The organism is Streptosporangium roseum DSM 43021 (genome assembly GCF_000024865.1).
Taxonomy (GTDB): domain Bacteria; phylum Actinomycetota; class Actinomycetes; order Streptosporangiales; family Streptosporangiaceae; genus Streptosporangium; species Streptosporangium roseum.
In genome coordinates this window covers 7,505,997-7,520,123 of the sequence record NC_013595.1, presented here as the reverse complement: position 1 = coordinate 7,520,123, position 14,127 = coordinate 7,505,997, and the positions used below count along the sequence as shown (strand labels likewise).

Here is a 14,127-nt window from a genome sequence, read left to right as displayed (position 1 = left end):
CGGGCGCTCAGGGGCGGGGCGGCGCCGTGCTTTCGCGGACGACGAGTTCGGTGGCGAGTTCGACGCGCCGGGCCTGGGAGCGGTCGCCCCGGCCGATGGCCAGGACCATGCGGGTGGCCAGGGCCGCCATGTCCCGCAGCGGCTGGCGGACGGTCGTCAGGGGCGGCCAGGCGGAGCGTGCCAGTGGCAGGTCGTCGAAGCCGACCACGCTGAGGTCCTCCGGGACGCGCAGCCCCCGCCGGCGGGCGGCTTCGAACACGCCGAACGCCTGCAGGTCGCTGCCGGCGAAGATGGCGGTGGGCGGGTCGGCGAGGGCCAGCAGCCCGTGGCCGTGGTCGTGACCGGAGTCGACCAGGAAGTCGCCGTGCCGGATCAGCTCGGCGGCCACGGGGACGCCGGCGGTCTCCAGCGCCGCCCGGTAGCCGTCGATCCTGGCCCGGCTGCACAGCATGTCGGCCGGGCCGCCGATGACGCCGATCCTGCGGTGTCCGAGCTCCAGGAGGTGGCGGGTGGCGGCCAGGCCGCCGTTCCAGTTGGTGGCGCCCACCGAGGCGACGTGGGGGGCGGGCTCTCCCTCGGGGTCGACGACGACGAACGGCATCGAGCGGGCGTTGAGCCGGCCCTGCAGCCCGGCGGAGAGCCGCGACGCCACGATCACCACTCCGTCGGTACGGCGGGTCGCGATGCGCTCCAGCCAGTCGCGGCCGGGACCCGCGTGCGTGTGCAGCACGGAGATCACGGTGCTGGCGCCGGCCTCGCGGGCGGTGGCCTCGGCGCCCCGGACGATCTCCATCGCCCATGGGCTCTCGATCTCGGTGAAGACCAGGTCGATCAGCCCGACCGGTCCGTCGCTCTGGCTGACGCGCCGCTGGTAGCCGTGTTTGTGGAGCAGGCGTTCCACCCGCTGGCGGGTGCCCGGGGCGACCTCGGGACGGCCGTTGATGACCTTGGACACGGTGGGGACCGAGACCCCGGCCTCTTCGGCTATCAGAGCGATTGTCACCCGGCTCTTCGCTGGCATGCGAGGGAGTGTAGCCAAAAACTTTCGGAGAGCCGTCCGGCCGTCTTGGTCGCTGACCAGAAGTTCATCCAGAGCTCTATTGACGTGTTATGCGTGATTTACCTATCTTCCGGGCGCGAAAGATTCGATACTTTCCCGAAAGTTTCAGAGAGGCGTGTCCGATCCTTGTCCGGCCGCCGGAAGCTGATCGCCGGGCGTACGGCGGCCCCGCCCGCCCGTCAGGCGCCGCCCAGGCGGCGGATGGCGAGTGAGGCGGCACGGACGGCGAGCGAGGGCGAGAGCCGTACGCCCCGCCAGGCCATCCGCCCCGACGCCGGCGCCACGATGAGCGCCCGGTTGCGGGCCAGGCCCTTCATGATGTCGCCGGCCAGCGCGTCGACCGAGTAGAGCCGGCCCTGGGTCCTGGTCGCCGACCGCCGGGCGCCCGCGCCGGTCGCGGTCTGCGGCAGGCCGGGGTTGGCGTGGTCGAGCAGCGGGGTGTCGGTGAAGCCCGGGCAGACCACGCTGACCTTCACGCCGTGTGCCGCCGCCTCGGCCCGCAGCGCGAGCGACAGCCCGACCACCGCGTGCTTGGTCGCGGTGTAGGGGGCCATCAGGGGAGCGGGGACCAGGCCGGCCAGGGATGCCGTGTTCACGATGTGGCCGAAGCCCTGCCGCATCATGATCGGATAGGCGGCGTGGACGCCGTGGACCACGCCGCGCAGGTTCACGTCGATGGTGCGGTCCCAGTGGTCGAGGGTGAGCTCGTCGGTGGTGCCGCCGACCGCGATCCCGGCATTGTTGAACACGAGGTCCAACCGGCCCCTCTCGGCCCTGACGCCCGTGACCAGATCCTGCACGGCCCGCGCGTCGGTGACGTCCAGCGTCGCGGCCGAGCAGCCGAACTCCTTGGCGACCCGCTCCGCCCCGGCGCCGTCCAGATCCGCGGCCACGACGTGCGCGCCGCGCCTGGCGAGCTCGCGGCAGAGGGCCCGGCCGATGCCGGACGCCCCGCCCGTCACGATCGCCGTCCTCATCGGGCCGCCTTCCCGGCCGGTGCCGCCCAGATGCCCATCGCCTTCCAGACCCTGCGCTGGACGGGGTTCATCATGCCCAGCTCGGCGCAGAGCTCACGGGTCTTGCCCACCGAGTCGCGGATCTGCTGGGCCGTTTCGGGGTTGTCGGTGTAGACCTCCTTGACGACGTGCTCCGGGATCCGGAACCTCTTGATCATCGATCCGGGGGGCGACAGCATGATCCGCGCCATGATGCCCAGGACGACGGGGGAGACGATCCCCAGCGTGAAACGGCGGTGGCGGGGCATCCGCGGGACCCGGCGGCGCAGGTAGTGCCGGGCGAAGGAGATGTGCCGGGCCTCCTCCGCGATGTGGATCCGCATGATGGTCTCCTCCAGGGGGTGCCGGATCTGGCCGTCCCTGAGGGTCTTGCGCTGCACGTGGTCGATCGGGTCCTCGCCGCCGAGCACGAAGATGAAGAACAGCTCGGTGGAGATCAGCGGAATCCACGGGGTGACCTGGGCGAGCAGGCTCAGCGGGCCCGGCATGCCCCTGATCGGAAACTTCGTACGGTTGACGAACTCCTGGAACATCATCCCGTGATGTCCCTCTTCGATCGTCTCGTGGTAGACGTAGCGGAACTCGGGGGAGCCGTTCGGCAGCCGGTAGGCGTAGTTCAGCAGGCCGCGCTTGAGCAGGTTCTCGAACTGCAGGCCGATCTTCATGGCGGTCGCCACCCGCCACAGCCCGATCCTGGCGCGGATCTCGGGCGTCTGTGCCCGGTACCAGGGGTGACCGCCCAGTTTGTCGACCCCGGGCAGCTCCCAGCGGGGGTCGTCCTGGTGGACGAGGAAGTCCTCGTCGTCCCAGGGGATGTCGGCGTAGGGCTCCCAGTGCTTGTCGACCGAGGCCTTGGAAAGGCGTTCGATGACCGCTTCGTAGGCGCGCTTCTCCGCGACCGCCTGGTCGCTCTCTCTGTCCGCAGTGGTGTTCGGGGCGGGTGTCATCGCTCCACTCCCATCGGGTGTCTGCGCCGTAATTGTACGAAGCATCCAATAGTGGGGGAAGCCCCCGCGGGGGTGTGAGCTCCCTCACGCCGGTGTGGCGTCCTTCACTCAGAGTTGTATTCGGGCCACTCCCGATCCGCGCTGTGACGCGGCGGTAGCAGTGGGTGATGCAATCCTTCCGGTATGGCAGCGGTGTTCGCTCCTCGACCCCTCTTGGGAGCCGTGCTTCTGTTGTCCGTCAGCGTGGCCTGGGGGTCGGCTTTCCCGCTGATGAAAGACCTCATCGCCCGGATGCCGGTGGCGGACCTGCTCGCCGAGCGGTACGGCATCGCGACGCTCGCCCTGTTCGCGCTCCGGCCGCGCTGCCTGCGGGGGCTGCCGGAGAGCACCTGGCTGACCGGCCTCCTGCTCGGCCTGCTGTTCGGCGTGGGCCAGACCGCCCAGGCCGTCGCGCTGCACGACCTGCCGTCATCGGTCTCGGGCTTCACCGTCGGCTCCTACGTGGTGATCACCCCGGTCCTCGGGCTGGTCCTGCTCGGCGCCAGGATCTCCGGGCGCACCTGGGGCGCGGTGGCACTCGCGCTGGCCGCGTTGACGGTCTTCACCCTCCTGAGCGAGGCCGAGGGCGGCGCCGTCTCCCTGCCCGCGCTGGCCGTCACCCTGCTGTCGGCGGTGCTGTACGCGGGGCACACGCTGGTGCTGGGAAACTTCGCCGGCGCGCGGCGGGACGCCTACGCGGTCACGGTGATCCAGCTCGGCACGATCGCGCTCATGACGGGCGTCCTCGCCGCGCCGGACGGGCTCACCCTGCCCCGCACGACGGGCGACTGGGCGCTCCTCGGCCACCTGTCGATCGTGGCCTGCGCGCTGGGCTTCCTGGCCCGGTCGTACGGCCAGCTCCATGTCCCGCCGGTGCCCGCCGCGGTGATCCTGTCGGCCCAGCCGCTCTGGGTGACCGCCCTGGCCGTCGTGATGTACGGCGAGCCGCTCACCTGGGCCGTCTTCCTCGGCGGAGGGCTGATCGCCCTGGCCATGCTCCTGGTCGTGCTGCCCGGCGGGCTGTTCAGGACAGCACGTCGAGGGACAGGCCCAGCTCCCCCGCGGTAGCCGTACGGATGAACTCGGCCATGCGGGCCCGGGGCAGCACCCGCTTGTGCACGGTGGTCTGGGTGGACAGGCCGTCGATCAGCGAGACGATCCGCCAGGTCGCGCCGTCGGGGTCGGCGCAGGTGAAGGCCCCGGCCGCGGCCCCCTCGTCGATGATCGCGCGCAGTGCCTGCCGCCAGCGCAGATCCATCCTGCGCGACATCTCCTCCAGGTCGGCGTTGCGCATCGACTCGGCCCAGGCGTCGATCCACAGCGCCCACGACTTGGACCTGCCGGTGGGGGAGTAGAGCTTGAGCAGGCCGCGCAGCCGTTCGAGCGGGGAGCCGCCCGCATCCTCCAGCTTGGTGAGCGCCTCCAGGTCGCGCTCGGCCGCGTAGGCGAAGGCCTGGGCGAACAGCTTCTCCTTGGTCTCGAAGTGGTAGAAGAGCAGCGCCTGGCTGACCCCGGCGGCCTGGGCGATGTCCGCCGTCCGGGTGTGCCCGAACCCCTGGGCCGCGATGACGTCGCAGGCGGTCCGGAGCAGATCATCGCGGCGTAGTCGCCCAAATCCCCGTGCCACAGGGGAACCCTAGCGGGTCAAGGGGAGCCGCAGGACGAAACGAGCGCCTTGCGGGCTGTCTTCCAGCCCCAGGGTCCCGCCGTGCGCCTGGGCGATCTCCCGCGCGATGGACAGCCCCAGCCCGGTGCCCCCGGCATCCCTGCTGCGTGAGGCGTCCAGCCGGGTGAACCGGTGGAAGACCACCTCCCGCTGCTCGGGGGCGATCCCGGCGCCGTCGTCGAGCACCTCCAGAACGGCCGTGCCGTCCTCCTCCGTCACGCTCACCGTGACCTGCGAGACGGCGTGCCGCTCGGCGTTGTCCATCAGGTTCGTCAGCAGCCGCGCCAGCCGGAGCCGGTCGCCCTCCACGACGAGGCCGGGTTTCAGCTCCCGGACCACCTCGACGCCGCGCTTGCGGCGCTCCAGCTCGTCGCCGCACAGCTCGCCCAGGTCGACCGGCTCCCTGGACGCGGGGGTGCCGGCGTCGATCCTGGCGAGCATCAGCAGGTCGGAGACGAGCGCCTGGAGCCGGTCGAGACTGGCGAGCATCGCGGTGGCCTTCGCGCTCCAGTCGGTGTCATCGGGGTAGAGCAGCGCCTCCTCCACCTGGGTGCGCATGGCGGTCAGCGGGCTGCGGAGGTCGTGGGAGGCGTCGGAGGCGAACCGGCGCTGCTGCTCCACCGTGCCCTCCAGGCGGTCCAGCGTCTGGTTGATCGTCTCGGCCAGCTTCCCGACCTCGTCGTGCGCCTCGGGCACCGGCACCCGCCGGCCGAGGTCGGTGGCGGTGATCTCCGCAAGGTGGTCGCTGATGTCGCTCACCGGGCGGAGCGCCCTGGTCACCATGTGGTGGGCGCCGATCCCGGCCAGCGCCACGAGCACCAGGCAGGCGCCGACGAGCACGGCGAACACCTGGGGCTGGACGTACCAGGGGACGGCGTCGTCGACGGAGTAGATGAGCCAGTCGCCGCCCGGCCGGGGGATCCGCAGGGCGACGACCACCATGCACCTGCCGGGGAACTCGGGGATCTCGCAGAGCTCCCTGTCGGCTCGCGTGCTCCCGGCGGGGGGAGCGAAGTCCGCTACCGCGGGGGCGCCGGTCAGCGACGGAGTGGCCGCGACGACCATGCCGACCGAGTTCACCACCTGGACGCCCGCGGCGTCTCCCTGGGGCAGCGTGACCGGTGCCGACGTCTCCTCGTCGAGGTGGATGACCTCCATGGCGGCGCTGGCCACCTCGTTGGTGCGGAAGCTGTCCGCCAGGTCGTGCAGGGAGAGCAGCAGGACGGTGGTGGCGAGAAGGCCGCACAGGAAGGCGACGGTGATGGCGATCAGCGTCAGCCGTGTCCGGACGGACCAGGAGTTCCGCGTGACCACACCAATCTCTCCCCCCGAGATCAGACGATCACAATGGATGAATTGATTACCGATTCCTGGTGGTTCATGACCAAGCGAGGGCAAATATCGCTCCTCCTTCCGCTGTAGAGCATTGCTCTGTACTGCCGCACCGCCGCTGGTTAGAGTAAGTGCGCACTGATTGGAGCGGACATGAACCTTGAGGAGTACCGCCGGCGGGCCAGAAGCTGGCTGGAGGCCAACGCTCAGCGGAGCAGAGACGAGGACGACCCCGGTGCCGACGGGGTGGCCGTGGCGAAGGCCTTCATGGCCGACCTCTACGACGCGGGCTATTCGGGGATCTCCTGGCCGGCCGAGTGGGGCGGGCAGGGGCTGGGCCAGGCCGAGGAGCGCGCCTTCGCCGAGGAGGCCAAGGACTTCACGCTGCCGACCTACGTGTTCTCCATCGGACTGGGCATGTGCGGGCCGACCCTGGTCGACCTCGGCACCCCCGGGCAGAAGGCCCGCCACCTCCGCCCGCTGCTGCGGGGAGAGGAGATCTGGTGCCAGCTCTTCTCCGAGCCCGGCGCGGGCAGCGACGTCGCCGCCCTGCAGACCCGGGCGACGGAGACCGAGGACGGCTGGGTGGTCAGCGGCCAGAAGGTCTGGACCTCGGTGGCCCAGCACGCCGACTGGGGCCTGCTGCTCACCCGGACCGACGTGGACGTGCCCAAGCACAAGGGACTGTCGATGTTCGTCGTGGACATGCACGCCCCCGGCGTCACCGTCCGGCCGCTGCGCGACATGACCGGCCGCGCCCACTTCAACGAGATCTTCTTCGACGACGTGCACATCCCCGCGGAGAACCTGGTCGGCCGGGTCAACGACGGCTGGAGCTGCGCGGTCACGACCCTCCTGCACGAGCGCCTGTCGATCTCCAGCGGCGTCGGCATGGGCGGCCAGAAGGACAACCCGGTCGCCTTCGAGACGCTGCGCCACACCGTGGACACCGGCGATCCCCTCGTCAAGGACCAGCTCGTCGAGCTCTACATCCGCTCCCGCGCGCTGGCCCTGTTCAACCAGCGGCTCGCCCAGGAGACCAAGGCCGGGATCTTCCCCGGCGCCCGGGGCAGCGCGGCCAAACTGCTCCTCGCCGAGCTCAGCATGTTCCAGGCCGACCTGGCCACCTCGCTGGCCGGCCCCGAGGCCGTGGCCTACGAGGACGACGGGCGGCTGGCCGGCTCGATCGCCCTCGCCCCCGCGCTGTCCCTCGGCGGCGGCACCAACGAGATCATGCGCAACATCATCGGCGACCGGGTGCTGAACCTGCCGCCCGAGCCGCGAGTGGACAAGAACGTGCCGTTCAAGGACCTGAAGACGGGAACCCGGCAGTGAACCTCGTCCTCACCGAAGAGCAGCGGGAGCTGCGCGGCACGGTCCGCTCCTTCCTCGCCGCCGCCTCGCCCCTGCCCGAAGTCCGCCGGGCGGCCGAGTCGGAGAGCGGCTACGACCCGGCGGTCTACCGCCGCCTCAACGGCGAGCTCGGGCTCGCCGGCCTCATCGTCCCGCAGGAGTACGGCGGAGCCGGAGCCGGATACGCCGAGCTCGCGATCGTCCTGGAGGAGACCGGCGCGGCGCTGCTGCCCGGCCCGTTCCTGGCCACCACCCTCGCCGCGATCCTGCTGACCGAGCTGGGAGACAAGGAGCTGCTGCCGGCCATCGCCGCCGGGACCACCGTCGCGACCGTGGCACTCGACGGGGACCGGGCGCTCAACGGCGCCGAGGCCGACGTGGTCCTCATGGTGGACGGCACGCGGGTCCGGGCCGTCCGGGGCGGCGGCCGTACCCCGCTGACCACCCTTGACCCGACGCGCAGGCAGGCGCGGGTGGAGGCGGCCGGAGGCGAGACCGTCGCCTCCTCCCCGGAGGGGATGGAGAGGGTCCGCGACCTGTTCGCGGTGGCGGTGGCCGCCGAGCAGCTCGGCGTGCTGCGGGCCTCACTCGACGCGATCGTGGCCTACAGCGGCATCCGGGTGGCCTTCGGCCGGCCCATCGGCTCCTACCAGGGGGTCAAGCACAAGCTCGCCGACATGCACTGCAAGCTGGAGCAGGCCGAGTCGATCGTCCGGAACGCGGCCTGGGCGGCCGACGAGGCGCCCGGCGAGCTGCCCCTGGCCGCCGCGCTCGCCCAGGCCTACGTGGGGCGGGCCTGCTTCGAGGTGGCCCGCGACAGCCTGCTGCTGCACGGCGGGATCGGTTTCACCTGGGAGCACGACGCGCACCTGTACTACAAGCGGGCCAAGTCGGACGAGGTGCTCCTCGGTCCGCCCCGGATCCACCGGACGCGTCTCGCCGATCTGCTGGAGCTCTGAGCCAAGGAGGGATCCCATGCCCGACATCAGCACGCTCCCCGGTTTCTACCGGATCGCACAGGCCGACCCGGGCCGCCGGGCGGTGATCGACGCCGACGGCGCCGTGACGACCTACGGCGAGCTGCTCGCCAGGGTCAACCAGGTGTCCCACGGACTGCGGGCACGGGGGCTCGCCGAGGGCGACGTGGTCGCGGGCGTGCTGCCCAACGGCCTCGACGCGGTGGTCATGCTGATGGCCACCGGGCAGATCGGGCTGTACTACGTGCCGGTCAACTGGCACCTGACCGCGGCCGAGATCGCCTACATCGTGGCCGACTGCGACGCCAAGGTCGTGGTCGCCGACCGGGACCACCCCGTGGAGGGGGCGCTCACCGGCGTCGGCGAGCTGGCCGGGGGCCGGCCCGCGACCGCCCCCGGCGACAGGTCGGCGGGGGCCGTCATGTGGTACACCTCGGGCACCACCGGGTTCCCCAAGGGGGTGCAGCGACCCCTGTCCGGCGCCGAGCCGGAGGCGACGGTCCCGCTCGTCACCTGGTTCCTCGGCGAGGTCTGCGACCTGCGGCCGGGCGACGATATCCACCTGGTGACCTCGCCGATGTACCACTCCTCGCCGTGCGCCCACACGATGTTCGCGCTGCACCTGGGCCACACCCTGGTGATCGCGCCCAGGTTCGAGCCGGTCGCGATCCTCGAACTGGTCGACAGGCACCGGGTGACCAACGCCATGATGGTCCCGACGATGTTCCACCGGATGCTCCGGCTGCCGGACGAGGTCCGCCGGAAGTACGACGTGTCGTCGCTCCGGCAGGTGATCCACACCGGTGCGGCCTGCCCGGTGGCGGTCAAGAAGGAGATCATGGACTGGTGGGGCCCGGTCCTGTACGAGTACTACGGCTCCACCGAGTCCACCATCGCCTTCTCCGTCAAGCCGCACGACTGGCTGGCGCGTCCCGGCACGGTCGGCCGCCCGGCCCCGGGCTTCGAGGCGAGGATCCTCGACCCGGACGGCGAGGAGGTGCCCGCCGGCGAGCCCGGCATGGTCTACGTCAAGTCGGGTCTCGGCAGCTTCACCTACCGCAAGGACCCGGCGAAGACCGCCTCCAGCATGCGCGGGGAGTGGTACGCCCCCGGCGACATCGGCTTCATGGACAAGGACGGGTTCCTGTTCCTGTGCGACCGCCGTACCGACCTGATCATCTCCGGCGGGGTGAACATCTACCCCGCCGAGATCGAGGCGGCGCTGCTGGAGCACCCGGCGGTCGCCGACGTCGCGGTGATCGGCGTGCCCGACGAGGAGTGGGGCCACAGCGTGGTCGCGCTGGTCCAGCCGGTCCCCGGCCCCCGTCCCTCCCCGCGGGAGCTGCTGGACCACCTCGGCCCGCGCATCGCCCGCTTCAAGCACCCCAGGGTCATCGAGTTCCGCGACGAGCTGCCCCGCACACCCACGGGGAAGCTGTCGCGCTCCAGGGTCCGGGAGGAGTATCTGGCCGGATAGGGAGCCGCCGCGGCCCGGGTGTCAGAGGGTGATCCATTCGGTGGAGGTGGTGACCTCGTCCAGGATGCCGGGGACGGGGTCGACGCCGATGCCGGGGCCGGTGGGGACGTCGAGGTGGCCGTCGCGCAGTTCGAACGGTGTGGTGATGTCGGTGGCGTAGTAGCGGCGGGAGGCGGAGGTGTCGCCGGGCAGGGTGAAGCCGGGCAGGGCGGCCAGGGCGAGGTTGGCGGCGCGGCCGATGCCGGTCTCCAGCATGCCTCCGCACCACAGGGCGACGCCGTGGGCGCGGGCCAGGTCGTGGATGCGGCGGGCCTCGAGGTAGCCGCCGATCCGGCCGGGTTTGACGTTGATGATCGAGCAGGCGCCCAGGGTGATGGCGGCGGCGGCGTGCTCGGCCGACTCGATGGACTCGTCCAGGCAGATGGGGGTGGTGAGGCGCTTGGCGAGCCGGGCGTGCTGGACGAGGTCGTCGTTGGCGAGGGGTTGTTCGATGAGCAGCAGGTCGTGGGCGTCGAGTTTGGCGAGATGGGGGGCGTCGGCGAGGGTGTAGGCGGCGTTGGCGTCGACCTGCAGCAGCAGGTCGTCGCCGAAGCGCTCGCGGACGGCGCGGACGGGGGCCAGGTCCCAGCCGGGTTCGATCTTCAGTTTGATCCGGACGTAGCCCTCGTCGAGGTAGCCGCCGACGGCGTCGAGCAGCTGGGGGACGGAGTCCATGATGCCGACCGATACGCCGGAGGGGACGCGGTCTCTGGCGGCGCCGAGGAAGGAGGCCAGGGATTGGCCGCCGGTGCGGAGCTGGGCGTCCAGGACGGCGGTCTCCAGGGCGGCTTTGGCCATCCGGTGGCCTTTGAAGGGGTGGAGGGCGCGGCCGACGGCGTGGACGTCGGAGTGGGCGGGCAGTGCGGGGATGAGGAAGCGGCGCAGGACGTCGGCGGCGCCGTCGACGTATTCGGGGGAGTAGAGAGGGTCGGTCATGGCGACGCACTCGGCCCAGCCCTCGGCGTCGGGGGTGACGACCCGCACGAGCAGCACGTCGCGTTCGGTCTCGGTGCCGAACGAGGTGCGGAAGGGGGCGACCAGTGGCATCGCGATCCGCCGCAGTTCGATTCCAGTGATCTTCACTTTCTCTCCTTCTCGGCGGTGAGCCGGTCCCGGCTCACCGCTCCACGATGTAGTGGCCCTCGCCGGTGAACCCGGTGACCTGGGCGCCTTCCTCCATCAACCCGCCCAGCACGTCGCGTACGGCGTGGCGCCAGGCCTTGGCCGCGCCGGGGTCGGCGCGGCGCAGCGTCTCGATGTCGGCGGGGACCGCGACCAGTAGCGTGCGGGCGTCGGTCCGCCCGGTGATCGGGCGGCCGTCGCGTTCGGCCAGGGCGGTCACCGCGTCCGGCGGGATCTGCGGCCGGTGCGGTTCGCCCCGGACGGCGGCCAGCACTCGCGGCTCCGTCAGCCGCCAGACGGCGAGCGTCCGGTCGGACTCGTCGCCGGTGTTGATGGCGTCCGCCATGACGCCGTAGAAGGAGGGCAGGTACTCCTCGGGGCGGGCGCCGAGTTTGACCAGGTTGAAGTGGGCGTTGCGCCGTACCAGCGGGTCGTAGGTCCAGGTGATGCGCTCCAGGCCCCGTTCCAGTGCCCAGGCGCGCTGGTGGAGTTTGAGCGCGAAGCCGATGCCGCGCCCGATGGAGGCGCCGGTGACGTGGGAGTGCAGCACCTGTCCGGCCGGGGCGGCCAGGAAACCGACCGACGCGCCGACCAGGCGGCCGCCCTCGTAGGCGCCGGCCACGTAGTTGCCCGCGTGCGAGAACGCCCGCATCATCTCGACGGTCACCGGCGGATTGCCGGGATCGGGGTGCCAGACGTCGTCGAACAGCCGGAAGACCTCCTCGAAGGCGGGGAGCTCGGACAGCTCGTCGATGCGCACCCCCGCGGCCCGGGCCGCCGCCTCGGCGTGCTCGTCGCTCCTGGCCGGGCCCGTCACCTGCCGGCCTCCCCCGGGGACTCTCCCGCGGTCGCCGAACTCCCCGCCGCCGGCGAGGTCCTTCCCGCGGCCGCCTCTCCCGTGACCGCCGCTTCCGTGGCCACCGCTCCCGCAGGGGGCTCCCCTCCGAGGACCGAGGCGATCAGCCCGGTCAGCAGCCTCGTCCGGCCGGGCATCTCCTCGACGACCACGTGCTCGTGTGCGGCATGGGCGCCGCCGCCCACCGCGCCGAGCCCGTCGAGGGTCGGGCAGCCGATCCCCGCGGTGAAGTTGCCGTCGGACGCGCCGCCCACGGCCACCCCACGCGGCGGTTCCATACCCAGATCCTTGGCGATCCGGCAGGCCAGTTCGAACAGGCGCGCCGACGAGGCCTGCTCCAGGGGAGGGCGGTTCGGCCCGCCGCTCACCTCCAGCCGGGTCCCCGGGGTCCGGGGGGCGAGCGCCCGTACCATCTCGTCCACCCGCGCCTGCGCGGCGAGGGTGGGCACCCGCACATCCACCTCCACGCTGGCGAGCGCGGGCACGGTGTTGGTCGTGGTGCCCCCGGACAGCACGGTCGGGGTGACCGTGGTCGGGCCCAGACCGTCCGGTGCCGCCCCGTCGTCCGCCGACAGGGCGATCGCGCCGAGCGCGAGGATCTGGTGGGCCAGCTCGATCCCGGCGTTGGCACCCCTCTCGGGCTCCAGGCCCGCGTGCGCGGCCCTGCCGTGCACGGTGACCGCGTAGTTGGAGGTGCCCTTGCGCGCGGTCTTGAGCGCGCCGCCGTCGGCGCCGGCCTCCAGCACGAACGCGGCCGCGCAGCCGCGCGCCGACTCCTCGATCAGCGCGCGCGAGGACGGTGAGCCGACCTCCTCGTCCCCGGTGACCAGCAGGCACACCCCTTCCGGCGACGGCAGCGCGGCCAGCGCGTGGAAGGCCTGCACCAGCCCGGCCTTCATGTCGAACACCCCGGGCCCGCGGGCGATCCCGTCCACCAGCGACCAGGGATGTTCGGCGAGCGTCCCGATCGGCCAGACGGTGTCGTGGTGGCCGACCAGCAGGACCCGGGGCGTGCCGAAGGTCCACCGCAGGTGGGTGACCCCGTCGATCACGATCGTCTCGGGGCGCGTGCCGAGCCTGCGCAGCCCCTGGTCGGCGACCACCCGGGCGCTGCGGGCCACCGCCTCGTGGTCGGCGGAGAACGACTCGCACGAGACGAGCTCCTCCAGGTCCTCAAGCATCAGGCGGAGGTTCATGCCGGCCTGCCCAGCTCGGCGCGGAACAGCCGCAGGACGTTGCCACCGAGGATCTTGACGATCTCCTCGTCGGCGAAGCCGTGCTTGAGCAGGGCGTCGGTGACCAGCGGCAGCCCGCTGGGCCCGGCCAGGCCGGGGATGGCCGCCAGGTTGTCGACACCGCTGTAGCTGAAGCCCTCGCAGCACGGCGGGGTGAGGTCGTTCATGACCTCGCGGACGAAGTCGGGTCCGAGGCCGACGTGGTCGATCCCGCCGACGCCCACGATGTGCTCGATGTGGTCCACCAGGCGGTCCACGGTGTATTCGGCCGGGTCCTCCGACAGGAAGGCCGCCAGGAAGTTGACGCAGACGACGCCGCCGGTGGCGGCGACGGCGCGGATCTGGTCGTCGGTGAGGTTGCGGTGGTGGTCGCGCAGGGCCCGCGCCGAGGAGTGGGTCGCCATCACCGGCCGGGTGGACAGCTCCAGCACGTGCCCCACCCCGGAGGCGCTCAGGTGCGAGATGTCGAAGATCATGCCGAGGCGTTCCATCTCCCGGACCGCCTCCACCCCGGCCGCGGTGAGCCTGCTGGCGGTGGCGTCCTCGCCGCTGCCGTCGGCCAGGGCGGTGCGGCCCCAGTGCGCGATCGAGGCGATCCGCACGCCCAGCCGGTACAGGGTGGGCAGCAGTTCGACGCTGGCGTCCAGGCCGGGGGCGCTCTCCAGTGCCAGGACCAGGGCGATCCTGCCCTCGCTGAGCGCCTGGTCGATCTGGGTGCCGTCCAGGCAGAGCCGTACCGTGTCGGCGTTGCCCTCGGCCAGGGTGTGGGCGCACTCGATCATGCGCAGGGTCTGCCGGAGGGCTCCCTCGGGCCGGTACTGGTCGTCGATGAAGACCGGCAGCACCTGCACGTTCACCCCGCCCTCGTGGAGCTGGGGCAGCCAGCGCTCGCGGAAGAACGACGCCCACTGCCGCGGGGGCCGTGCCGTGACCGCCATCAGCAGGTCGTTGTGGGTATCGGCGACCACGGCGTCACGGTGGAGTTCAGCGGACACGGGCAGGCCCTTC

General features: G+C 71.8%; 13 protein-coding genes. 4 read left to right on the top strand and 9 right to left on the bottom strand.

What is annotated here, in order from left to right; all coding sequences use genetic code 11:
- Positions 1 to 7 precede the first annotated feature (7 nt).
- From SROS_RS32980 to SROS_RS32970, 3 genes are all read right to left on the bottom strand, one after another.
- Positions 8 to 1,021, bottom strand: a complete 1,014-nt coding sequence (locus SROS_RS32980) for a LacI family DNA-binding transcriptional regulator (protein ID WP_012893269.1) — start codon at positions 1,019 to 1,021, stop codon at positions 8 to 10.
- A 218-nt stretch (positions 1,022 to 1,239) separates the two neighbouring features.
- The gene (locus tag SROS_RS32975) at positions 1,240 to 2,037 is read right to left on the bottom strand and encodes an SDR family NAD(P)-dependent oxidoreductase (RefSeq protein WP_012893268.1); all 798 of its coding nucleotides are present in this window, start codon (positions 2,035 to 2,037) and stop codon (positions 1,240 to 1,242) included.
- Positions 2,034 to 3,023, bottom strand: coding sequence for an AurF N-oxygenase family protein (locus SROS_RS32970; RefSeq protein ID WP_012893267.1), 990 nt, complete (start codon positions 3,021 to 3,023; stop codon positions 2,034 to 2,036). The genes SROS_RS32975 and SROS_RS32970 overlap by 4 nt, the downstream gene beginning before the upstream one ends.
- Positions 3,024 to 3,245: 222 nt before the next feature.
- Between SROS_RS32970 and SROS_RS32965 the strand changes: the two genes are divergently transcribed.
- Complete coding sequence (locus tag SROS_RS32965; RefSeq protein WP_169369425.1) at positions 3,246 to 4,130, top strand: DMT family transporter; 885 nt, start codon at positions 3,246 to 3,248, stop codon at positions 4,128 to 4,130.
- Here the strand turns inward: SROS_RS32965 and SROS_RS32960 are convergent.
- Both SROS_RS32960 and SROS_RS32955 read right to left on the bottom strand, forming a co-directional pair.
- Positions 4,087 to 4,689 carry a TetR/AcrR family transcriptional regulator gene (locus SROS_RS32960; RefSeq protein WP_012893265.1) on the bottom strand — a complete coding sequence of 201 codons (603 nt, stop codon included), beginning with the start codon at positions 4,687 to 4,689 and terminating at the stop codon, positions 4,087 to 4,089. The genes SROS_RS32965 and SROS_RS32960 overlap by 44 nt on opposite strands.
- A 9-nt stretch (positions 4,690 to 4,698) precedes the next feature.
- Positions 4,699 to 6,042 carry a sensor histidine kinase gene (locus tag SROS_RS32955; protein WP_012893264.1) on the bottom strand — a complete coding sequence of 448 codons (1,344 nt, stop codon included), beginning with the start codon at positions 6,040 to 6,042 and terminating at the stop codon, positions 4,699 to 4,701.
- A gap of 171 nt (positions 6,043 to 6,213) precedes the next feature.
- Here SROS_RS32955 and SROS_RS32950 point away from each other — a divergent pair, with 171 nt between their 5' ends.
- From SROS_RS32950 to SROS_RS32940, 3 genes are read left to right on the top strand one after another with little or no spacing between them, the layout of a single operon-like run.
- Positions 6,214 to 7,395 (top strand): acyl-CoA dehydrogenase family protein, encoded by a 1,182-nt coding sequence (locus SROS_RS32950; RefSeq protein ID WP_012893263.1) that lies wholly within the window; start codon positions 6,214 to 6,216, stop codon positions 7,393 to 7,395.
- On the top strand, positions 7,392 to 8,372 hold the full coding sequence (locus SROS_RS32945) for an acyl-CoA dehydrogenase family protein (protein WP_012893262.1): 981 nt from the start codon (positions 7,392 to 7,394) through the stop codon (positions 8,370 to 8,372). The genes SROS_RS32950 and SROS_RS32945 overlap by 4 nt, the downstream gene beginning before the upstream one ends.
- A gap of 16 nt (positions 8,373 to 8,388) precedes the next feature.
- Positions 8,389 to 9,867, top strand: a complete 1,479-nt coding sequence (locus tag SROS_RS32940; RefSeq protein ID WP_012893261.1) for an AMP-binding protein — start codon at positions 8,389 to 8,391, stop codon at positions 9,865 to 9,867.
- Between the two features lie 21 nt (positions 9,868 to 9,888).
- On the opposite strand, the gene menC is transcribed toward SROS_RS32940, so the two are convergent.
- The 4 genes from menC to SROS_RS32920 are packed head-to-tail and all read right to left on the bottom strand — an operon-like array spanning position 9,889 to position 14,114.
- A complete protein-coding gene (gene menC / locus SROS_RS32935) occupies positions 9,889 to 10,989 on the bottom strand; it encodes an o-succinylbenzoate synthase (RefSeq protein WP_012893260.1) in 1,101 nt (366 codons plus the stop codon).
- Positions 10,990 to 11,023: 34 nt separating this feature from the next.
- Positions 11,024 to 11,845 (bottom strand): hypothetical protein, encoded by an 822-nt coding sequence (locus tag SROS_RS32930; RefSeq protein WP_012893259.1) that lies wholly within the window; start codon positions 11,843 to 11,845, stop codon positions 11,024 to 11,026.
- A complete protein-coding gene (locus SROS_RS32925) occupies positions 11,842 to 13,080 on the bottom strand; it encodes a M20 family metallopeptidase (protein WP_012893258.1) in 1,239 nt (412 codons plus the stop codon). Before SROS_RS32925 ends, SROS_RS32930 begins: the two co-directional genes overlap by 4 nt.
- Positions 13,077 to 14,114 carry a dipeptidase gene (locus SROS_RS32920; RefSeq protein WP_012893257.1) on the bottom strand — a complete coding sequence of 346 codons (1,038 nt, stop codon included), beginning with the start codon at positions 14,112 to 14,114 and terminating at the stop codon, positions 13,077 to 13,079. Before SROS_RS32920 ends, SROS_RS32925 begins: the two co-directional genes overlap by 4 nt.
- Positions 14,115 to 14,127 lie beyond the last annotated feature (13 nt).